This is a genomic window from bacterium, from assembly GCA_018814885.1.
Classification (GTDB): Bacteria; Krumholzibacteriota; Krumholzibacteriia; order LZORAL124-64-63; family LZORAL124-64-63; genus JAHIYU01.
The window spans coordinates 20,546-36,220 of record JAHIYU010000177.1 but is presented as its reverse complement, the minus strand read 5'-3'; the positions used below and the strand labels follow the sequence as shown (position 1 = coordinate 36,220).

Genomic DNA, 15,675 nt, shown 5'->3' with positions numbered 1-15,675 from the left:
AGCTCATACCCGGGCCGATTGTTCCTTGTACCAGGCCACCGTGCGAGACAAGCCCGTCGTGAAATCGATCTGGGGCGTGTAGCCGATGACCTCTCGTGCCAGGGCGATGTCCGCCTGCGAATGCGGCACGTCGCCTGTCCTGGCCGGTCCGTGCATGGGCTCCAGGCGCGTGCCCACGAATTCCTGGATCGCCTCGTACAGTTCGTTCAGCGTGAAGCGGTCGCCGCAGGCGATGTTCACGGTGATACCGCCCGGGTCGGGCGCTTCGGCCGCGCACATATTAGCATGGACAACGTTGTCGATATAGGTGAAGTCGCGGGAATAGCTGCCGTCGCCGTTGACGGTCGGGGACTCGCCGGCGAGCAGCTTGGTGATGAAAATGGGGACCACCGCGGCGTACTGGCTGGTGGGATCCTGCCGGGGGCCGAACACGTTGAAGTACCTCAATCCCACCGAGCTGAGGCCGTACAGATCCGCGAAGACCTTCAGGTACAGCTCGCCCACGTATTTCTGTACCGCGTAGGGTGACATGGGCGCGCTGGGCATATCCTCGCGTTTGGGCAGCGTCGGGGAGTCGCCGTAGGCGGAGCTGCTGGCCGCATAGACCAGTCGCTTCACCCCGGCGTCCCGCGCCGCCAGCAGGACTTGCAACGTCCCGTCTATGTTGTGCAGGTTGGAGGTGAACGGATCATCGACGCTCCGCGGCACCGAGGCGAGGGCCGCCTGATGGAAGACGACATCCACGCCGCGGCAGCAGTCCTGCACCGTCGCGGCGTCGGCGATCGATCCCTCCACGAACCTCACCCTGTCGCGGAACGTGTCCATGTTCGCCAACTTGCCCGTGGACAGATTGTCCAGGACGGTAACGTCCCAGCCGCGCTCCACGAGCGCCGCGGCGAGATGCGAGCCGATGAAGCCCGCTCCTCCGGTCACCAAGGCCTTCTGCATCCGATATCCTCCATGATGGCGCCGGCGGGTTACAACCGCACCAGCTTGTCACTGCGCCTGCCCTTGAGCGCATTGCGTGTGTCGATGATCATGGGCCCCGCCTCCAGCAGCAGCCCGTGGTCCACGCCCCGGTGGGGCGTCACGATCACGGCCGCGTCGAAGCCGTCCAGGGCCGCGACCGACCAGGTATCCAGTTTCCGTATTCCGGTCAAGCCGCTCAGCGCCTCGACATGGGGGTCGTGCCACCAGACCTCTCCCCCGCGCTTGTGCAGCATCTCCATGATATCCAGGGCCGGGGATTCCCGCACGTCGTCGATGTCGGGCTTGTACGCCACGCCGACGACCAGGATGCGGCTGCCCTTGATCGAGCGCATCACCTCGTTGAGGGCGTCGGCCACCAGATTGACCACGTGCCGCGGCATCGATCCGTTCACGTGTCCGGCCAGCTCGATGAAACGCGCCTCCATGCCGACCTGCTTCGCCTTCCAGGAGAAATAGAACGGATCGATGGGAATGCAGTGGCCGCCCAGCCCGGGACCGGGATAGAAGGGCATGAAGCCGAACGGCTTCGTGCTGGCGGCCTCGATCACTTCCCAGACGTCGATGTCCATCGAGTTGCAGAGCAGGGCGATCTCGTTCACCAGGCCGATGTTCACGCTGCGGTAGGTGTTCTCCAGGAGCTTGACGGTCTCGGCGACGCGGGCCGTCGAGACCGGCACCACCGCATCCATCACCTGACCGTAGAGACAGGCCGCCGCGGCCGTGCAGTCCGGAGTGACGCCGCCGACCACCTTGGGGATGTTCCTGGTGTGGTAGACCGGGTTGCCGGGATCCACCCGCTCCGGCGAGAAGGCCAGATAGAAATCCTCCCCCACGATCAGGCCCGTCTCGGCCAGGCGCGGCAGGATCACTTCCTCGCAGGTGCCCGGATAGGTCGTGCTCTCCAGGATGACGAGCATGCCCCTGTGCAGGTGCGGCACGATCGCGTCGACCGCCGACTGTATGTAGGTCATGTCCGGATCCTGCGTCTTGCCCAGCGGCGTCGGCACGCAGATGTTCACGCTGTCGCAGGTCGCGAGATCAGCGGCCTCGGTCGTCGCCTTGAAGCGCCCTGTCGCCAAGGCGCTCTGCACGTCCGCGGAGGGAACATCGATGATGTAGCTCTCGCCACGGTTCAGCTGGCCGACCTTTTCCCGCATCAGATCGATACCGACCACCTCGAAACCCTGCTTGGTGTATTCCATGGCGAGCGGCAACCCGACATAGCCCAGCCCGATGACGGCCAGACGCGCTTCCCTGCTCTCGAACTTGTTGCAGATCTTCATGTTATCCTTTATGAGACCGATGGTGTTCGTGAGGGGTCCAGGTACCCGTTTGCAAGGAGGGTGCCACATCGCGGCGGGGCATCAACCCCTCGTGTCCAGACTGTCCGTTTCCCGGCGCAAGCGGGTCATCTCACCGCGCAACCACTTGATGTTGCGTACATTGTTCACCACCCGCCCGACGAAGAGCAGGACGAACAGCAGCAACAGGACTTGACAGACGATTTCCACCCAGCCGGCCACGCCCTGCCCGTGGGATTCGAACATGCGATGGAGGGTCCGGCTGAACATCACCAGGAAGACCACGAAGCAGGACTGGACGACCGTGACCACGATCCGCTGGAAGAGCTCATCCCGGCAACGGAGATACTGGCGCAGCGAAAAGGCTCCCGACCCAGGATCCCGGAAGCGGGAGCGGAAGGGGGAATCGTCACTGGGTTTACGGGATTTCCTCGTAATCAGCATCGCTGATGTCCTGTCGGGTCAGATCTCCGAGATCCCGGTCGCCGCTCTGCGGCCGGGTGGTGCCTTCGCGGGGGGATCCGCTCCCGGCGGGGCGCCTCCGGCGTGACCGGCGGCCCAGACGCAACAACGCGCGCCATAACCACCAGAGAGCCAGGAGCAGGAAGATCTTCGTCCACATGATCCGTCTTCGAGAGGTAAGGGATGGTACGCCCGGCGGGATTCGAACCCACGACCTCTTGCTCCGGAGGCAAGCGCTCTATCCAGCTGAGCTACGGGCGCACCATGAGCGGCAGCAAGTATGTGTATCGCCATCGAACCGGTCAACCGCCATCTCCAAGATCGCCCTGCAGTCCGCCGGACGCAAACTCTTCCCGGGCCTCCCGGAGCAGATCCCGGGCGTATGCCCGGCCGGCCGCGTCCACGTCGGCTTCGGCGGTCTCCTCGCCGCCGAGCAGCCGGGCCACCTCATCGGTACGCGCCGCGTCAACGAGACGGTCGACGGCGAGCAGCGTTCGCCCATGCCTGACCTCTTTCCGCGCCCGCCAGTGATCGTCCCCGTACACGGCGACGGTGGCCAGATGGGTGATGCAGATCACCTGGCCCCCACGCGCGAGTTGTCGGAGCAGCTTCGCCGTGGGCCGGGCCCGATCCATGCCCAGACCGGCGTCGATCTCGTCGAAGAGTTGCAGGGGCGGCTCGCTGCCGCTTCGCTTCAGGGCCGTCAGGCCCAGGTGGATACGCGATCTTTCGCCGCCGGATACGATCTCCGCCACCTTGCCGGAACGTTCCCCCGGGTTTGGGCGAACGAACAGGTCCACCTCGTCCGCGCCGTCGGCGCGCACGTCACAGAGCTCGCCGTCCACGTCTAGCCCGCCCTCTGCGGCGCGACGGGGCGAGACCGAGAACTGCAGCTCGAGATCGGGAAGGGCCAGGGGCCGTATGACCTCTTCGGCGAGCCGGCTCACGCCGCCCGCGCCGGCGATGCGCCGACGCCGCAGTTCCAGTGCGGCCCCGGCAACGGCGTGCGCGGCATCGTCCCGGCGGGTGGCGAGGGCAGACAGGTCATCCGTAGACGATTCCTGCCTCGCGATGCGCTCGGTGAGCAGGCGAAGATACTCGAGCAGGTCGGGCACATCTCGCCGATACTTGCGCCGCAGCTCGCAATAGAGGGCCTTGCGGTCTTCCAGCTCGTCGAGACCGCCGGGATCGAGGTCGATGGCGTCGAGGAATCGCTCGATCGCCACCGCCGCCTCCGCGGCCGCCGCCTCCGCCTCCCGGAGCTGCCCGAGCGCCCCGTCGAGACGCGCGCTCTTGCCCTCGGCCGCCGAGAGGGCCCGCAAGGCCCGGCCGAGGAGACCTTGCGCGTCGATCTCGCCGCCGGTGAGCGCCTGCAAGGCGGCGGCGGCGCTCTCCTGCAACTCGGCCGCGTGTCGCTTCACTACGATGGACTCGTCGAGGCCGGGTTCCTCGTCAACGTCGAGCGACGCCGTGGCCAGCTCGTCGCGCTGGTACCGCCAGATGTCGAGCTGTTCGCGGCCGGCCGCCACCTCCTGCCGGCGCGACTCCAGGTCAGCGTCCAGAGCGCGCCAGGCCGCATGCGCGTCCCGCACGGCGCCGCGCAGATCAGCGCACTCGAGCATCTCGTCCAGAAGGTCGCGGACGAAGGCGGGGCGCGAGAGCTCGCGCTGCTGATCCTGGCTCTGCACCGAGAGCAACGCGGCGCCGATCTGCTGCAACAGGGCCAGGGACGACAACATGCCGTTGATGACCACGCGATTACGCCCGTTGCGCCTGATCTCGCGCCTTGTCACGAGCATCCCGTCCGCGCCCAGCGTGACTCCGCACTTGCGCAGGCGAGCACACGTCCGGCGCCGCGCGGAGAGATCGAAGACGCCCTCCACCCAGGCGAGTTCTTCGCCGCCGCGCACCAGGTCCTTGGGAACCGCCTGGCCCGTCAACAGGGCCATGGCGCCGGCGATCATCGATTTCCCGGCGCCGGTCTCGCCGGTCAGGATCGTCAGACCGCTCGCGACGGGCAGCACCAGTTCGTCGACCAGGCCCAGTTGGTTGATGCGCAGTTCGACGAGCATTTCAAGGACCGGTCTGGCGGCGGTTGATGGCTCCCCACTGGAGCTTGCTCTGCATGGCGCGGAAGAAATCGCTGCTGGGAAACTTGACGAGATAGACCGGTTCGTCGGCCCGGCGGTAGACGATCCTGTCCCCTTCCTGGAGCGGCGTGGCCTCCTGACCGTCGGCCGTCAGGGTGGCCCCGCGGCCGACGTAGTGCAGCCGTAATTCGACCGTCTTCTCGATAGGGACCAGCAAAGGCCGGATGGCCAGACTATGGGGGCAGATGGGATTCACCACTAGGGCGCTGACGCCCGGATGGATGATGGGACCGCCCGCCGAGAGGTTGTAGGCGGTGGAACCGGTGGACGTACTGACGATCAGGCCGTCGCCCAGGAAGCGTCCGAGGGTCACGTTGTCCAGGCGCACTTCCATATGCAGGGCGCGGGGCAGGGGTCCCATGTTGACGACGATGTCATTCAACGCCGTGCAGCGGGCAACCTCCTCCCCGTCCCGCTGGACCACGCCCAGCACGCGAGCGCGCGGCGTGGACGTGTAGTCGCCGCTGATGAGCTGGTCCAGGGCGTCGTCGAGCTCCGAGAGGGGCACGTCGGTGAGATAACCGAGCGCGCCGAGGTTGATACCCAGCAGGGGCGTATCGCTGTCGTCCAGGGAACGCGCGGCCCTCAGCATGGTGCCGTCGCCGCCGAGCGTTATGATCACATCGGAGACGCGCGCCAACTCGGCGGACTCGCAGATGCGCGTTTCCGCGTCGACCAGCGCTGCGAGCTCCCGCTGGGCCGCCGTGGCGATGCCCTCGGCCTTGCTCCGCTCGATGACGTGCGCGATGGCGCCGCCGATCTCCTCCTTCTCGGGATTGCCGAAGAGACCAATGGTCGTCAGACCCATGAGCTAGACCTCGAGCGTTTATAGGCCGGCGGAACGGGCTCTCACGCCGTCTCGGCTGTTGAGGCGTGTGAGGACCCGCTCGGCGATCGTATCGGCGTCCAGCCCCATCCTGGTGAGCAAGGCGCTGCGGGGAGCGTGTGCCATGAACTGGTCGGGTATCCCGATCGACAGGGTCGGCGTGACGGGTTCGGGCGCGTGCATCGCCGCCCATTCCAGCACGGCGGCGCCGAAACCGCCGGCCAGGGTGTTCTCCTCGAGGGTCACCACGAGGCGATGGTGGGCGTAGGCCGTCTGGAGGATTTCCTCGTCCAGGGGTTTCACGAACCTCATGTTCACGACCGTGGCCTCGACGCCCGCCTCGGCGAGACGCCGCGCGGCCTCGACCGACGGCGCCACCATGCTGCCCACGGCGAGCAGGCAGACGTCGTCTCCCCGTCGCAGGGGTTCCCCCTTGCCGATGGCGAGCGTTTCGACGTCGTCGGGCAGGGGTACGCCCTGTCCGGCACCGCGCGGATACCGTAGGGCCGTGGGGCCGGCCTCGTGAGCCAAGCACGTTACCAGCATCCGGCGCAGCTCGTGCTCGTCCTTGGGCGCCATGATCACCAGGTCGGGGATCGCGCGCAGGTAGGTGAGATCGAAAGATCCGTGGTGTGTCGGACCGTCCTCGCCCACTACACCGGCACGGTCGATGGCGAAGACTACCGGCAGTTTCTGCAGTGCCGCGTCGTGTATGATCTGATCGTAGGCCCGCTGGAGGAAGGTGGAGTAGATGGCCACCACCGGCTTGAGTCCCTCGCAGGCGAGACCACAGGCGAAGGTGACCGCGTGCTGCTCGGCGATGCCCACGTCGAAGAAGCGGTCCGGATGGGCGTCGCGGAACAGGTCCAGTCCGGTGCCCTCGGGCATGGCGGCCGTGATCGCCACGATGCGGTCGTCCGTCTCCGCGGCGCGCACCAGCGCGCGTCCGAAGACAGAAGTATAGCTGGGCGTGCCGCCGTCGCTCGGCTTCAGGCCCTGCTTGCGGTCGAACTTGCCCACGCCGTGGTAGCGGGGACGGTCGTTCTCGGCGAAGGAATACCCCTTGCCCTTGCGCGTGACCGCGTGCACCAGCACGGGTCCCTTGAGCTTGCGCACGGAATCCAGGGTCTTGACGAGCAGCGGCAGGTCGTGGCCATCGATGGGGCCGAAATACTTGAAACCCAGCTCCTCGAAGAGGATGGTGGGGACGATTATCTGCTTCAGCCCGTCCTTGATGCGCCCCGCCAGCTTCTGGGCGGTCTTGCCCCGCGGGAACCTGCCGAGGATGCGCCAGAGATCCGCCTCGAATCGCGTGTAGAGCTGTCCCGACGTGATGCGCGTCAGGTACTTGGCGATGGCGCCCACGTTCGGGGAGATGCTCATCTCGTTGTCGTTGAGCACCACGATCAGGTCCGTCTGCGTCTGGCCGGCGTTGTTCAACCCCTCGTAGGCCAACCCGCCTGTCAGGGCACCATCGCCGATCACGGCGATCACGGCGTTGCCCTCCCCCTTGAGATCGCGGGCCTTCGCGAATCCCAGGGCGGCACTTATCGACGTGCTGGCGTGTCCCACGCCGTAGGCGTCGTGCGGGTTCTCGCTGCGCTTGGGGAAGCCGCTGATGCCGTCTTCCTGGCGCAGGGTGTCGAAGCGCTCGCGCCGCCCGGTCAACAGCTTGTGGCCGTAGGCCTGATGCCCCACGTCCCAGATGATCTTGTCGGCGGGAGAGTGGAAGAGGTGGTGCAGAGCGACCGTCAGTTCCACCACGCCGAGGCTGGCGCCGAGATGACCGCCAGTCGTCGCCACGGTCGAGATGATCTCATCGCGCAGTTCGCCGCACAACCCTTCCAGCTGGGCGGGCGAAAGATGTGCGAGGTCCTCCGGACCGGTCAGGTTGTGCAGGATCGAGGTCATTGATCGGTTCCCGGCCATTCGAGTCTGGACGCGTTCACGTCACGCGCCCGGGGTGGGCCCATCCGCGCTTCCCGGCAACCACAAAAGTAGTCCGGATATGCCTGGATTGGCAACCGTAAAGGGCACTTCCGCCGTCCGGCACGGTCAGCGCCAACGCCTGGACACGCCGGTTGCTTTCAGCTTTCTCGATCCCACAGCAGCCGACCGAGATCCAGCAGCCGCGCCGCGTGCGCATTGTCGGGCAGACAGTCCGCCAGCAGACGCAATCCCCGGCGCCCGTAGGCCGCGGTGCGGCGGCGCGCCGCCCGTACGCCCGCCAGCCTGATCCAGGTGGCCTTGCCCGATTTCGCGTCCTTGCCGGCGGTCTTGCCCAGCTTCTCCGTGTCGCCCTCGACGTCGAGCAGGTCGTCGTTCGCCTGGAAGGCCATGCCGAGTTGCAAACCGGCCCGCGCCACCTGGGCCGCACACGCCTCACCGGCGCCGGACAGCAGGGCGCCCGCGGCCATGGGCGCCGAGATCAGTCGCGCGGTCTTGCCCCGGTGGATGCGTCTGATCAGCGCGGCGTCCGGGGTCCGCCCCTCGGCGTCCAGGTCCTCCTGCTGCCCCCCCACCATGCCGGATGGCCCGGCCGCGGTCGCCAGCAGGGACACCAGGGCCGCGCCGCGGCGCGGTACGCCGGCCACGACGGCGAAGGCGAGCGCCTGCAGGCCGTCCCCGGCCAGAATGGCCGTAGCCTCGTCGAAGGCTATGTGGCACGTCGGCACGCCCCGGCGCAGGACGTCGTCGTCCATGGCCGGCAGGTCGTCGTGGATGAGCGAGTAGGTATGTAACAGCTCGATGGCGCACGCCACATCCAGGGCGCGGTCGCGCGAGGACGCACGCCGGGCTTTCAAGGCGTCGTAAGTCCATAACAGCAGCACCGGCCGCAGGCGCTTGCCGCCGCTGAAGAGCGAATGCGCCATGGCCGCCCGCAGTCTGGCGGGAACGCCCTTCTGTGCCCGCATGATCCGCCGCAGTCGGCTGTCGACGACCCGGCGTTCCCTCGGCAGGGCCGCGTCCAATCCGTCCCCACGATTCAACGTGCTTGCTCCTGCTGCACCATGGCCTCCCAGGTGTTCCGCATCAACATGGCGATCGTCATCAGACCCACGCCGCCGGGCACGGGAGTGTACGCCGACGCCCAGCCGTCGAGCGCATCCGGCGCCACGTCGCCGACAAGGCGATAGCCCTTCTTCGCCGCGGGGTCCTCAACCCTGTTGATGCCGACGTCGACCACGACCGCGCCTTCGGCGACGTGATCCCGATCCAGGGCGCCGGGCACGCCCATGGCAGCCACGACCAGGTCCGCGCGACGCGTGACGGCTGCGAGGTCGCGGGTGGCGGAATGGCAGAGGGTGACGGTCGCGTTGCCGAGTTCCGCCTTCAGCGACAGGAGCATCGCCAGGGGTCGCCCCACGATCACGCTGCGGCCGACGATGGCCACCTCGCGCCCGGCCAGTTCCACGCCGTGGTGACGGAGCATCTCGATGATGCCCAGCGGCGTGCACGGGACGAAGCCGGGCCGGCCGGCCAGGAGGCGGCCGAGATTCTCGGGGTGGAAGCCGTCCACGTCCTTGCGCGGCGCGACCGCAGCCTGTACGCGCGCCGCGTCGATGTGACCGGGCAGGGGGATCTGCACGAGGATGCCGTGGATGTCCGCCGCGTCGTTCAAGGCGGCGAGCAGCCGCAGGATCTCGCCTTCGCTCGTATCCGCCGGCAGGTGGTGCGTGACGTGGTGGAAACCCAGCTTCTCGCAGGCGCGCCCCTTGCCGGCGACGTAGACGCACGACGCCGGATCGTCTCCGACCAGGACGACGGCCAGTCCGGGTTTACGCCCCGAAGTCTCGACGCCACGGGCGAGACACGCGAAGACGGCGTCACGCACCACGGCACCCGACAGCTTACGACTCTCCACAGGTCTCTCCCGTTCGCTGCCGGTTACCGGTTGGCGGCTCGATCCCGTCCTCAACGGGCATAGGCCACGGCTCGCGACTCGCGCAGGACCATGATCTTGATCTGCCCGGGATACTCGAGCTCACCCTCTACGCGACGGCTGATCTCCTCGGCCATCAACACGGCCTCGGCGTCGGAGATCTTGTCGTGGTTGACCAGGACACGCACCTCGCGGCCGGCCTGGATGGCGTAACACTTGTCGACGCCCTCGAAACTCTCGGCGATGCGTTCGAGGTTCTCCAACCGCTTGATGTAGTTGTCGAAGCTCTCGCGCCTGGCGCCCGGTCGCGAAGCCGACACGGCGTCGGCTGCGGCCGTGATGTACGTGTAGGGCGACTCCGCGTCGACGTCCTGGTGGTGTCCTTCGACAGCGTTGATGACATGGCTGTGTTCGCCCAGCTTCTTGAGGATCCGGGCTCCCACCAGGGCGTGGGGGCCATCGAACTCGTGGTCCGCCGCCTTGCCGATGTCGTGGAGGAAGCCGCAGCGCCTGGCCAGATTGGCGTCGAGCCCAAGTTCCCCGGCGATGACGGCCGCCACGCCGGCCACTTCCTTGCTGTGCAACAAGAGGTTCTGGCCGTAGCTGGTGCGGTAGTGGAGGCGCCCGATGTACGGGTGCAGCTTGGGATTGACGTTCTGCAGTCCCAGCTCGAGGCAGACCTGCTCGCCGATATCTCGGATCCGCTCCTGCATTTCCGCATTGGTCTTCTGCACCACTTCCTCGATGCGGCCCGGATGGATGCGCCCGTCGCGTATGAGCTGCTGCAGGGATTGGCAGGCGACCTCGCGCCGCACCGGGTCGAAGCCTGAGATGATCACCGCCTCGGGGGTATCATCGATGATCACGTCGACGCCGGTCGCAAGTTCGAAGGCCCTGATGTTCCGGCCTTCGCGCCCGATGATGCGGCCCTTCATATCGTCGTTGGGGAGGTCGACCACCGAGACCGAGGTCTCGGCCACGTGCTCCGCGGCATAGCGCTGTATGGCCTGGCTGAGGATCTTCTGTGACTCTCGCCGGGACGTACGTTCCGCCTCCTCCCTTACTTCCTGCACGCTCTTGGCGGCCGAGAGGCGCGCCTGGGATATCATGCGGTCCATGAGCTGCTGGCGGGCATTATCGGCGCTTAGACCGGCGATGCTCTCCAGCTTGACCACCTGCGCCGCCAGCTTCTCCTGGAACTTCAGGCGAAGCTCCTCGACCTCGACGCTCTGCTGCTTCAGTTCGGTCTCGCGCTGCTCCAGCTTGGCCTCCTTGTGGTCCACGTAGGTGACCTTCTTGTTAAGACTGGAATCGCGCTGATCGAGGTATTCCGTGCGCTTGGCCAGTTCGCGCCGGGTGGCCTCGGTCTCGGCTTCGAATTTCTGACGGGCGCGGTATATCTCGTCCTTGGCCTCGAGATCGGCGCTCTTGCGGATGTTATCGGCTTCGCGCCTGGCGTCGGTTATGAGGCGGTCGCGCTCGCGCTTGGTGTCGCCGAAGAGGCGGGCTACGCGCTGCTTGTTCCACCACCAGCCGAGGAAAAAGAAAGCGACGGCGATCAGACCCATCCAGGCCGTCGTCGGCACTTGATTCATGCTGTACTCCTTCCGGTATTTCGGAAGGAAAAGAGGGATCCAGAGATAAACCGGGGGGGAAGATCGCAAGATTCCCCGCCAAGTCGTGTGGTCGGAAGCAATTGAACCAATTGCTTCAGGTCGGGTCCCCTGTCCCGGGTTTTGGCCTTCCCTTGCGGGCTTGACCGCTGCTCGGGAACTCGAGGTCCCACAGTCAGAGTGTTGGCTCAAATGACTCGACACATCACGGACCAAGCAGGGAATCCCGCTCTCCGTACGATCCTCAGAGCTTTTCCATCTCCTTGTCGAGGTAGGCGGCGATCTGCCCTGTCCTCTCGTCCAGGAGATTCAGGGCTTGCTGGTGCTTCTGACGCTCCCGCAGCAGTTCGTCCGCCAAGTTGACGGCCACGAGAATGGCCACTTTGCTGGTCGAAGCGAGATCGGACTGAGCCGAAATCTCTCGCATCTTCTCATCCACGAGGGCTGCGACCTTCTGGACGTACGCAGTCTCCGCGTCGCCACGCAAAGTATATTCCCGACCAAAGATGGTCACGTTAACGCTACTGGGATCGGACATTTGACTACTTCCCACGAATCCGGCCCCCGGGTCGATCCACCAGTCGCAGTTGTCGCTAACCCCAGCTGCTATGCGATGGAATCGAGCTTATCCAAAAGGCCTCCCACCTTCTCCTCGATTAACTTGCGTTTGCCTTCCATCTGGTCGACCAACGCAACCTGGGACCGGGCAGCAGCCAGATCGCTCTCTGCCCGGTTCGCCCTGTCGTTGAGAGCCTCGACTTGGCTCGTCAACTCGTCACACTGCACGGTCAGGGACTCATTTTCGGTCTTGAGCTCTTGTATGCGCCGCACAGCCGACAGTACCTTCTCCTCCAACAGCTCAAAGCTGTCTTCATGCATTTCTTTCTTTACCTTCCGGTTAGAGGACTCCATTCATCTTTTACCAGAAGGGCTGCGGCTCATCCACGCAATGACACGCCCAACTCTGCATGCAGGGCGCCGATGATGGCGTCGATGGCTTTGTCTACAGCCTTCCCTTTCAGATTACTCTTGGCGGACTGGAACTTCAAGCGAATTCCCAGAGCGGCGGTTCCGGTCTCGAGGTTTCCACCCTTGAACAGATCGAAGAGCGCGACGTTTTCCAGCAACGGACCGCCCTTCTGCACAACGAGTTGCCGTACCTGCTCGAAGGTGACGCCGGCCGGAGTGACCAGCGATAAATCTCGTTTTACGGCCGGGAAGCGGGAAAAGCCCTCGTATCGCACCGGTCTCGGTTCGAGATCCAGGCGCAGCAGGTCGATCTCCGCGAGGGCCACCGGGGTCTCCAGGTCGAAAGCCCGCAGGCAGCGGCGAGACACGGATCCCGCGACACCCACTCCACGACCCGCCTCGTCCGTGACCGCCCACTGCTGTCCTGGCTGGAGGTAGGGTTCGCTGTCATCACCGGCGAACGCGAGCCCGATACGCAGCTGGTCGGCCAGGGCTTGCAAGGTCCCCTTGATCTCCAGCAGATCGGCCGGGACATCCCCGTATACGGTGTCCGTCCGGCCGATCACGGCCAGCTGCAGCGTCTGCGTCTCGCGCGGCAACAGTTCGTCGTCCGCGTGGCGGCCCCCGTATCGACCACTCTCCGCCGCCAGGAACGACTTGCCGAGCTGGAACAGGCGGAAGGGCGTCGCGCGATCGGCGTGGAGGTTGTGACGTGCCGTCGCCAGCAGCGAGGGTGTCAGCGTGGATCTCAGGATCGTCTCGCCGCCGTGCCGGGGATCGTGGACCGACAGCAGCTCGCGCCGCGGGTCGTCTTCTGCTAGCCCGAGCCGATCGAGTTCGCCACGAGCCATGAAGGTGGAGGTGACGATCTCGCTGTAGCCGACCGCCGCCAGGTGGGTCCGCATCGCGTCCCGCACGCAGTCGAGGCGGCGGCGGCGTACACTCGCCCGTCCCCGGAAATGAGAGGCGGATTCGATATTGTCATACCCGTAGATTCGCGCCACTTCCTCGATGAGATCCACTTCCTCGTGGATGTCCCGCCGGAAGCTGGGCACCGTGACCAGGAGCTTGCCGGTCGCATCGGCCCTGTCCCGCACCTGGCCCACGGGCTGGCAGGGCAGGCCGAGCGCGTGGAGATGCTCGACGGCCTCGATGGTGGTGATGCGTGTTCCCAGCAGCCGATTGACCTGTTCGACGCGCAGGGTGACCGGCGCCGCCTCCCGGCGATCCGGGTCCTGCCTGTCCACGAAGCCTGCCTCGATATGGGCGTCGGCGTGCTCCTGCAGGAGATGAAGCGCCCGCCTGGCGCCCTGCTTGACCGCTTCCCAGTCGGCTTCCCGCTCGAATCGATACGACGAGTCGCTGAGGAGCTGGTGGCGCCGGGATGTGCGCCGCACGATGCCGGGATCGAAATACGCGCTTTCGAGCAGGAGTTCCCGCGTTTTCGCGCAGACCTGGGAGCCCTCCCCGCCCATGACGCCCGCCAGGGCTACGGATCCGGCGGTGTCGGCGATCACGAGATCGTCCTTGCCCAGTTCGCGCTGCTGACCATCCAGGGTCCGGAACGGCTCGCCGTCCACGGCCCTGCGCACGGACAGTCGGTTGCCGTGGAGTTTCTCGAGATCGAAGGCGTGCAGCGGCTGACCCGTCTCGAACAGCACGTAGTTGGTGATGTCGACGATGTTGCTGATGGGCCGCGCCCCCACGGCCCGCAGTCGGTTCTGCATCCAGCGGGGCGAGGCACCCGCCCTGAGGTTGCGCGCGATGTGGGCGGTATAGCGCGGGCAATCGGAAAAATCTGCGATCTCGACCGTGAAGTCCAGCCTGTCCGTGCCCGTCTTGGGCGGCGACCAGACCGTGGGTATCCGCAGCATGGCGCCGTTGATGGCGGACACCTCGCGCGCGACTCCCAGATGGCACAGCCAGTCCGGCCGGTTCGGCGTGACCTCGATCTCGAAAACCATGTCGCGGTAGCCGTACAGTTCGTCGGCTGGTGTGCCGGGAGCGTGTCCGTCCGGCAGTTCGATGATGCCCTCGCTCTCCTCGTTCAGGCCGAGCTCGGACGCCGAGCAGATCATGCCGTGGGACTCGACTCCGCGGATCTTGCTCTTCTTCAGTTTCATGCCGTTAGGCAATACCGCGCCCGGTCGAGCGAAAAGGACGGACAATCCCTCGCGCACGTTGGGAGCGCCGCACACAACCTGGTGGACGCCCAGGCCATCGTCGACCGTGCAGAGGCTCAGCCGGTGGGCGTCGGGATGTGTGTCGCGCGCCACGACGCGGGCCACCACGACGCCCGGGTAGGCCAGGACGAATTCCTCGACCGCTTCCACGTTCAACCCGTTGGTCGTCAGTCGCTCGGCAAGCTCTTCGGCGGTGCCCTCCCAGGGCACGTAATCCCTGAGCCAGTTCAGACTGATCTTCAACTCACACCCCTGAACTGATGGAGGAAACGCAGGTCGTTCTCGTAGAGGAGCCTGATATCGTCGATGCCGTAGCGGAGCATGGCGATGCGGTCGATGCCGAGACCGAAGGCGAAGCCCGTATAGGCGTCCCGGTCGTAGCCGGACGCGGTGAAGACGTTGGGATGCACCATTCCAGCGCCCATTATCTCTATCCAGCCCGTCCGCCCGCACACGTTGCAGCCGTCTCCGCCGCAAGCGAAGCAGCGCATGTCCACCTCCACCGACGGTTCGGTGAAGGGGAAGTAATGGGGCCGGAAGCGAATCGTCGTGTCGGGACCGTAGAGCGTGCGGATGAACTGGGTGACGGAGGTCTTGAGGTCGGCCAGGCTCACGTTCTCGTCGACGTAGAGGCCTTCGATCTGGAAGAACTCCGCGGCGTGGGAGGCGTCCACCGCCTCGTTGCGGTAGACGCGGCCGGGCACCACCACCGCCAGGGGTGGTTCCCGCTGTTCCATGGTCCGCACCTGCACCGGCGAGGTCTGCGTGCGCAGGAGCAGCTTCTCGTTGATGTAGAAGGTGTCCTGACTATCGCGCGCCGGATGATCGGTCGGGAAATTCAGGGCGGTGAAGTTGTACCAGTCGAGCTCCACGTCCGGGCCCTCGGCCACCGTGAATCCCATGCCGTGGAAGATGTCGCAGATCTCCTTGATGATCGCAGGCAAGGGATGGCAGGAACCGGCGGCTGCAGAGGGCAGGCCAGGCAAGCTCAGGTCGACGTCGGCGCGCGCTCCGGCGTCGGATTGAACCACGAGGGCGGCCTGGCGTGCGGCCAGCAGTCCCTTCAACTCCTGCTTCAGGGCGTTGAGTGCGGCGCCGGCGGCCGGCCGCCGTTCCGCCGGCAGGTCCTTGAGCCTGCGCAACTGCAAGGTGAGCGTGCCCTTCCTCCCGAAGAGCGCCACCTTGGCCTTTTCGGCCTCCGGCACGGCGGACACGCCCTCGATCAGAGCAAGTCCTTCGGCGCGCAGACGTTCCAGCATCTCCTGCATCGATCGGGCCTCCTGACGGCCTCGGCAATG

The 15,675-nt window shown here is 66.0% G+C and carries 13 protein-coding genes, 1 tRNA gene and 1 other RNA gene; all 15 read right to left on the bottom strand.

The annotated features are described in order from the left end of the window. Positions 1 to 3: 3 nt before the first annotated feature. Positions 4 to 948 (bottom strand): SDR family oxidoreductase, encoded by a 945-nt coding sequence (locus KJ554_13425; protein ID MBU0743331.1) that lies wholly within the window; start codon positions 946 to 948, stop codon positions 4 to 6. Between the two features lie 29 nt (positions 949 to 977). Then, entirely contained in the window at positions 978 to 2,273 is a 1,296-nt protein-coding gene (locus KJ554_13420; GenBank protein MBU0743330.1) for a nucleotide sugar dehydrogenase, read from the bottom strand. Positions 2,274 to 2,354: 81 nt separating this feature from the next. Further along, positions 2,355 to 2,735 carry a hypothetical protein gene (locus KJ554_13415; protein ID MBU0743329.1) on the bottom strand — a complete coding sequence of 127 codons (381 nt, stop codon included), beginning with the start codon at positions 2,733 to 2,735 and terminating at the stop codon, positions 2,355 to 2,357. Between the two features lie 202 nt (positions 2,736 to 2,937). Beyond that, positions 2,938 to 3,014: transfer RNA gene (locus tag KJ554_13410), tRNA-Arg, on the bottom strand. A gap of 41 nt (positions 3,015 to 3,055) precedes the next feature. Beyond that, positions 3,056 to 4,825, bottom strand: a complete 1,770-nt coding sequence (locus KJ554_13405; GenBank protein ID MBU0743328.1) for a hypothetical protein — start codon at positions 4,823 to 4,825, stop codon at positions 3,056 to 3,058. A gap of 1 nt (position 4,826) precedes the next feature. Next, positions 4,827 to 5,711 (bottom strand): NAD(+)/NADH kinase, encoded by an 885-nt coding sequence (locus KJ554_13400; protein MBU0743327.1) that lies wholly within the window; start codon positions 5,709 to 5,711, stop codon positions 4,827 to 4,829. A gap of 18 nt (positions 5,712 to 5,729) precedes the next feature. Then, on the bottom strand, positions 5,730 to 7,640 hold the full coding sequence (dxs, locus tag KJ554_13395) for a 1-deoxy-D-xylulose-5-phosphate synthase (protein MBU0743326.1): 1,911 nt from the start codon (positions 7,638 to 7,640) through the stop codon (positions 5,730 to 5,732). A 176-nt stretch (positions 7,641 to 7,816) separates the two neighbouring features. Next, positions 7,817 to 8,719 (bottom strand): polyprenyl synthetase family protein, encoded by a 903-nt coding sequence (locus tag KJ554_13390; protein ID MBU0743325.1) that lies wholly within the window; start codon positions 8,717 to 8,719, stop codon positions 7,817 to 7,819. Beyond that, positions 8,716 to 9,594, bottom strand: coding sequence for a bifunctional 5,10-methylenetetrahydrofolate dehydrogenase/5,10-methenyltetrahydrofolate cyclohydrolase (locus tag KJ554_13385; GenBank protein MBU0743324.1), 879 nt, complete (start codon positions 9,592 to 9,594; stop codon positions 8,716 to 8,718). Before KJ554_13385 ends, KJ554_13390 begins: the two co-directional genes overlap by 4 nt. A 50-nt stretch (positions 9,595 to 9,644) precedes the next feature. Further along, positions 9,645 to 11,207 carry a ribonuclease Y gene (rny, locus tag KJ554_13380; GenBank protein ID MBU0743323.1) on the bottom strand — a complete coding sequence of 521 codons (1,563 nt, stop codon included), beginning with the start codon at positions 11,205 to 11,207 and terminating at the stop codon, positions 9,645 to 9,647. 68 nt (positions 11,208 to 11,275) lie between these two features. Continuing rightward, a non-coding RNA gene (gene ssrS / locus KJ554_13375) (6S RNA) lies at positions 11,276 to 11,451 on the bottom strand. Positions 11,452 to 11,469: 18 nt separating this feature from the next. Continuing rightward, positions 11,470 to 11,763 (bottom strand): cell division protein ZapA, encoded by a 294-nt coding sequence (locus tag KJ554_13370; GenBank protein MBU0743322.1) that lies wholly within the window; start codon positions 11,761 to 11,763, stop codon positions 11,470 to 11,472. Between the two features lie 68 nt (positions 11,764 to 11,831). Then, positions 11,832 to 12,104, bottom strand: a complete 273-nt coding sequence (zapB, locus tag KJ554_13365; GenBank protein ID MBU0743321.1) for a cell division protein ZapB — start codon at positions 12,102 to 12,104, stop codon at positions 11,832 to 11,834. 59 nt (positions 12,105 to 12,163) lie between these two features. Continuing rightward, positions 12,164 to 14,620: a phenylalanine--tRNA ligase subunit beta gene (gene pheT / locus KJ554_13360; protein ID MBU0743320.1), complete on the bottom strand. Its 2,457-nt coding sequence runs from the start codon at positions 14,618 to 14,620 to the stop codon at positions 12,164 to 12,166. Continuing rightward, the gene (gene pheS, locus KJ554_13355) at positions 14,617 to 15,645 is read right to left on the bottom strand and encodes a phenylalanine--tRNA ligase subunit alpha (protein ID MBU0743319.1); all 1,029 of its coding nucleotides are present in this window, start codon (positions 15,643 to 15,645) and stop codon (positions 14,617 to 14,619) included. Before pheS ends, pheT begins: the two co-directional genes overlap by 4 nt. Positions 15,646 to 15,675: the final 30 nt, after the last annotated feature.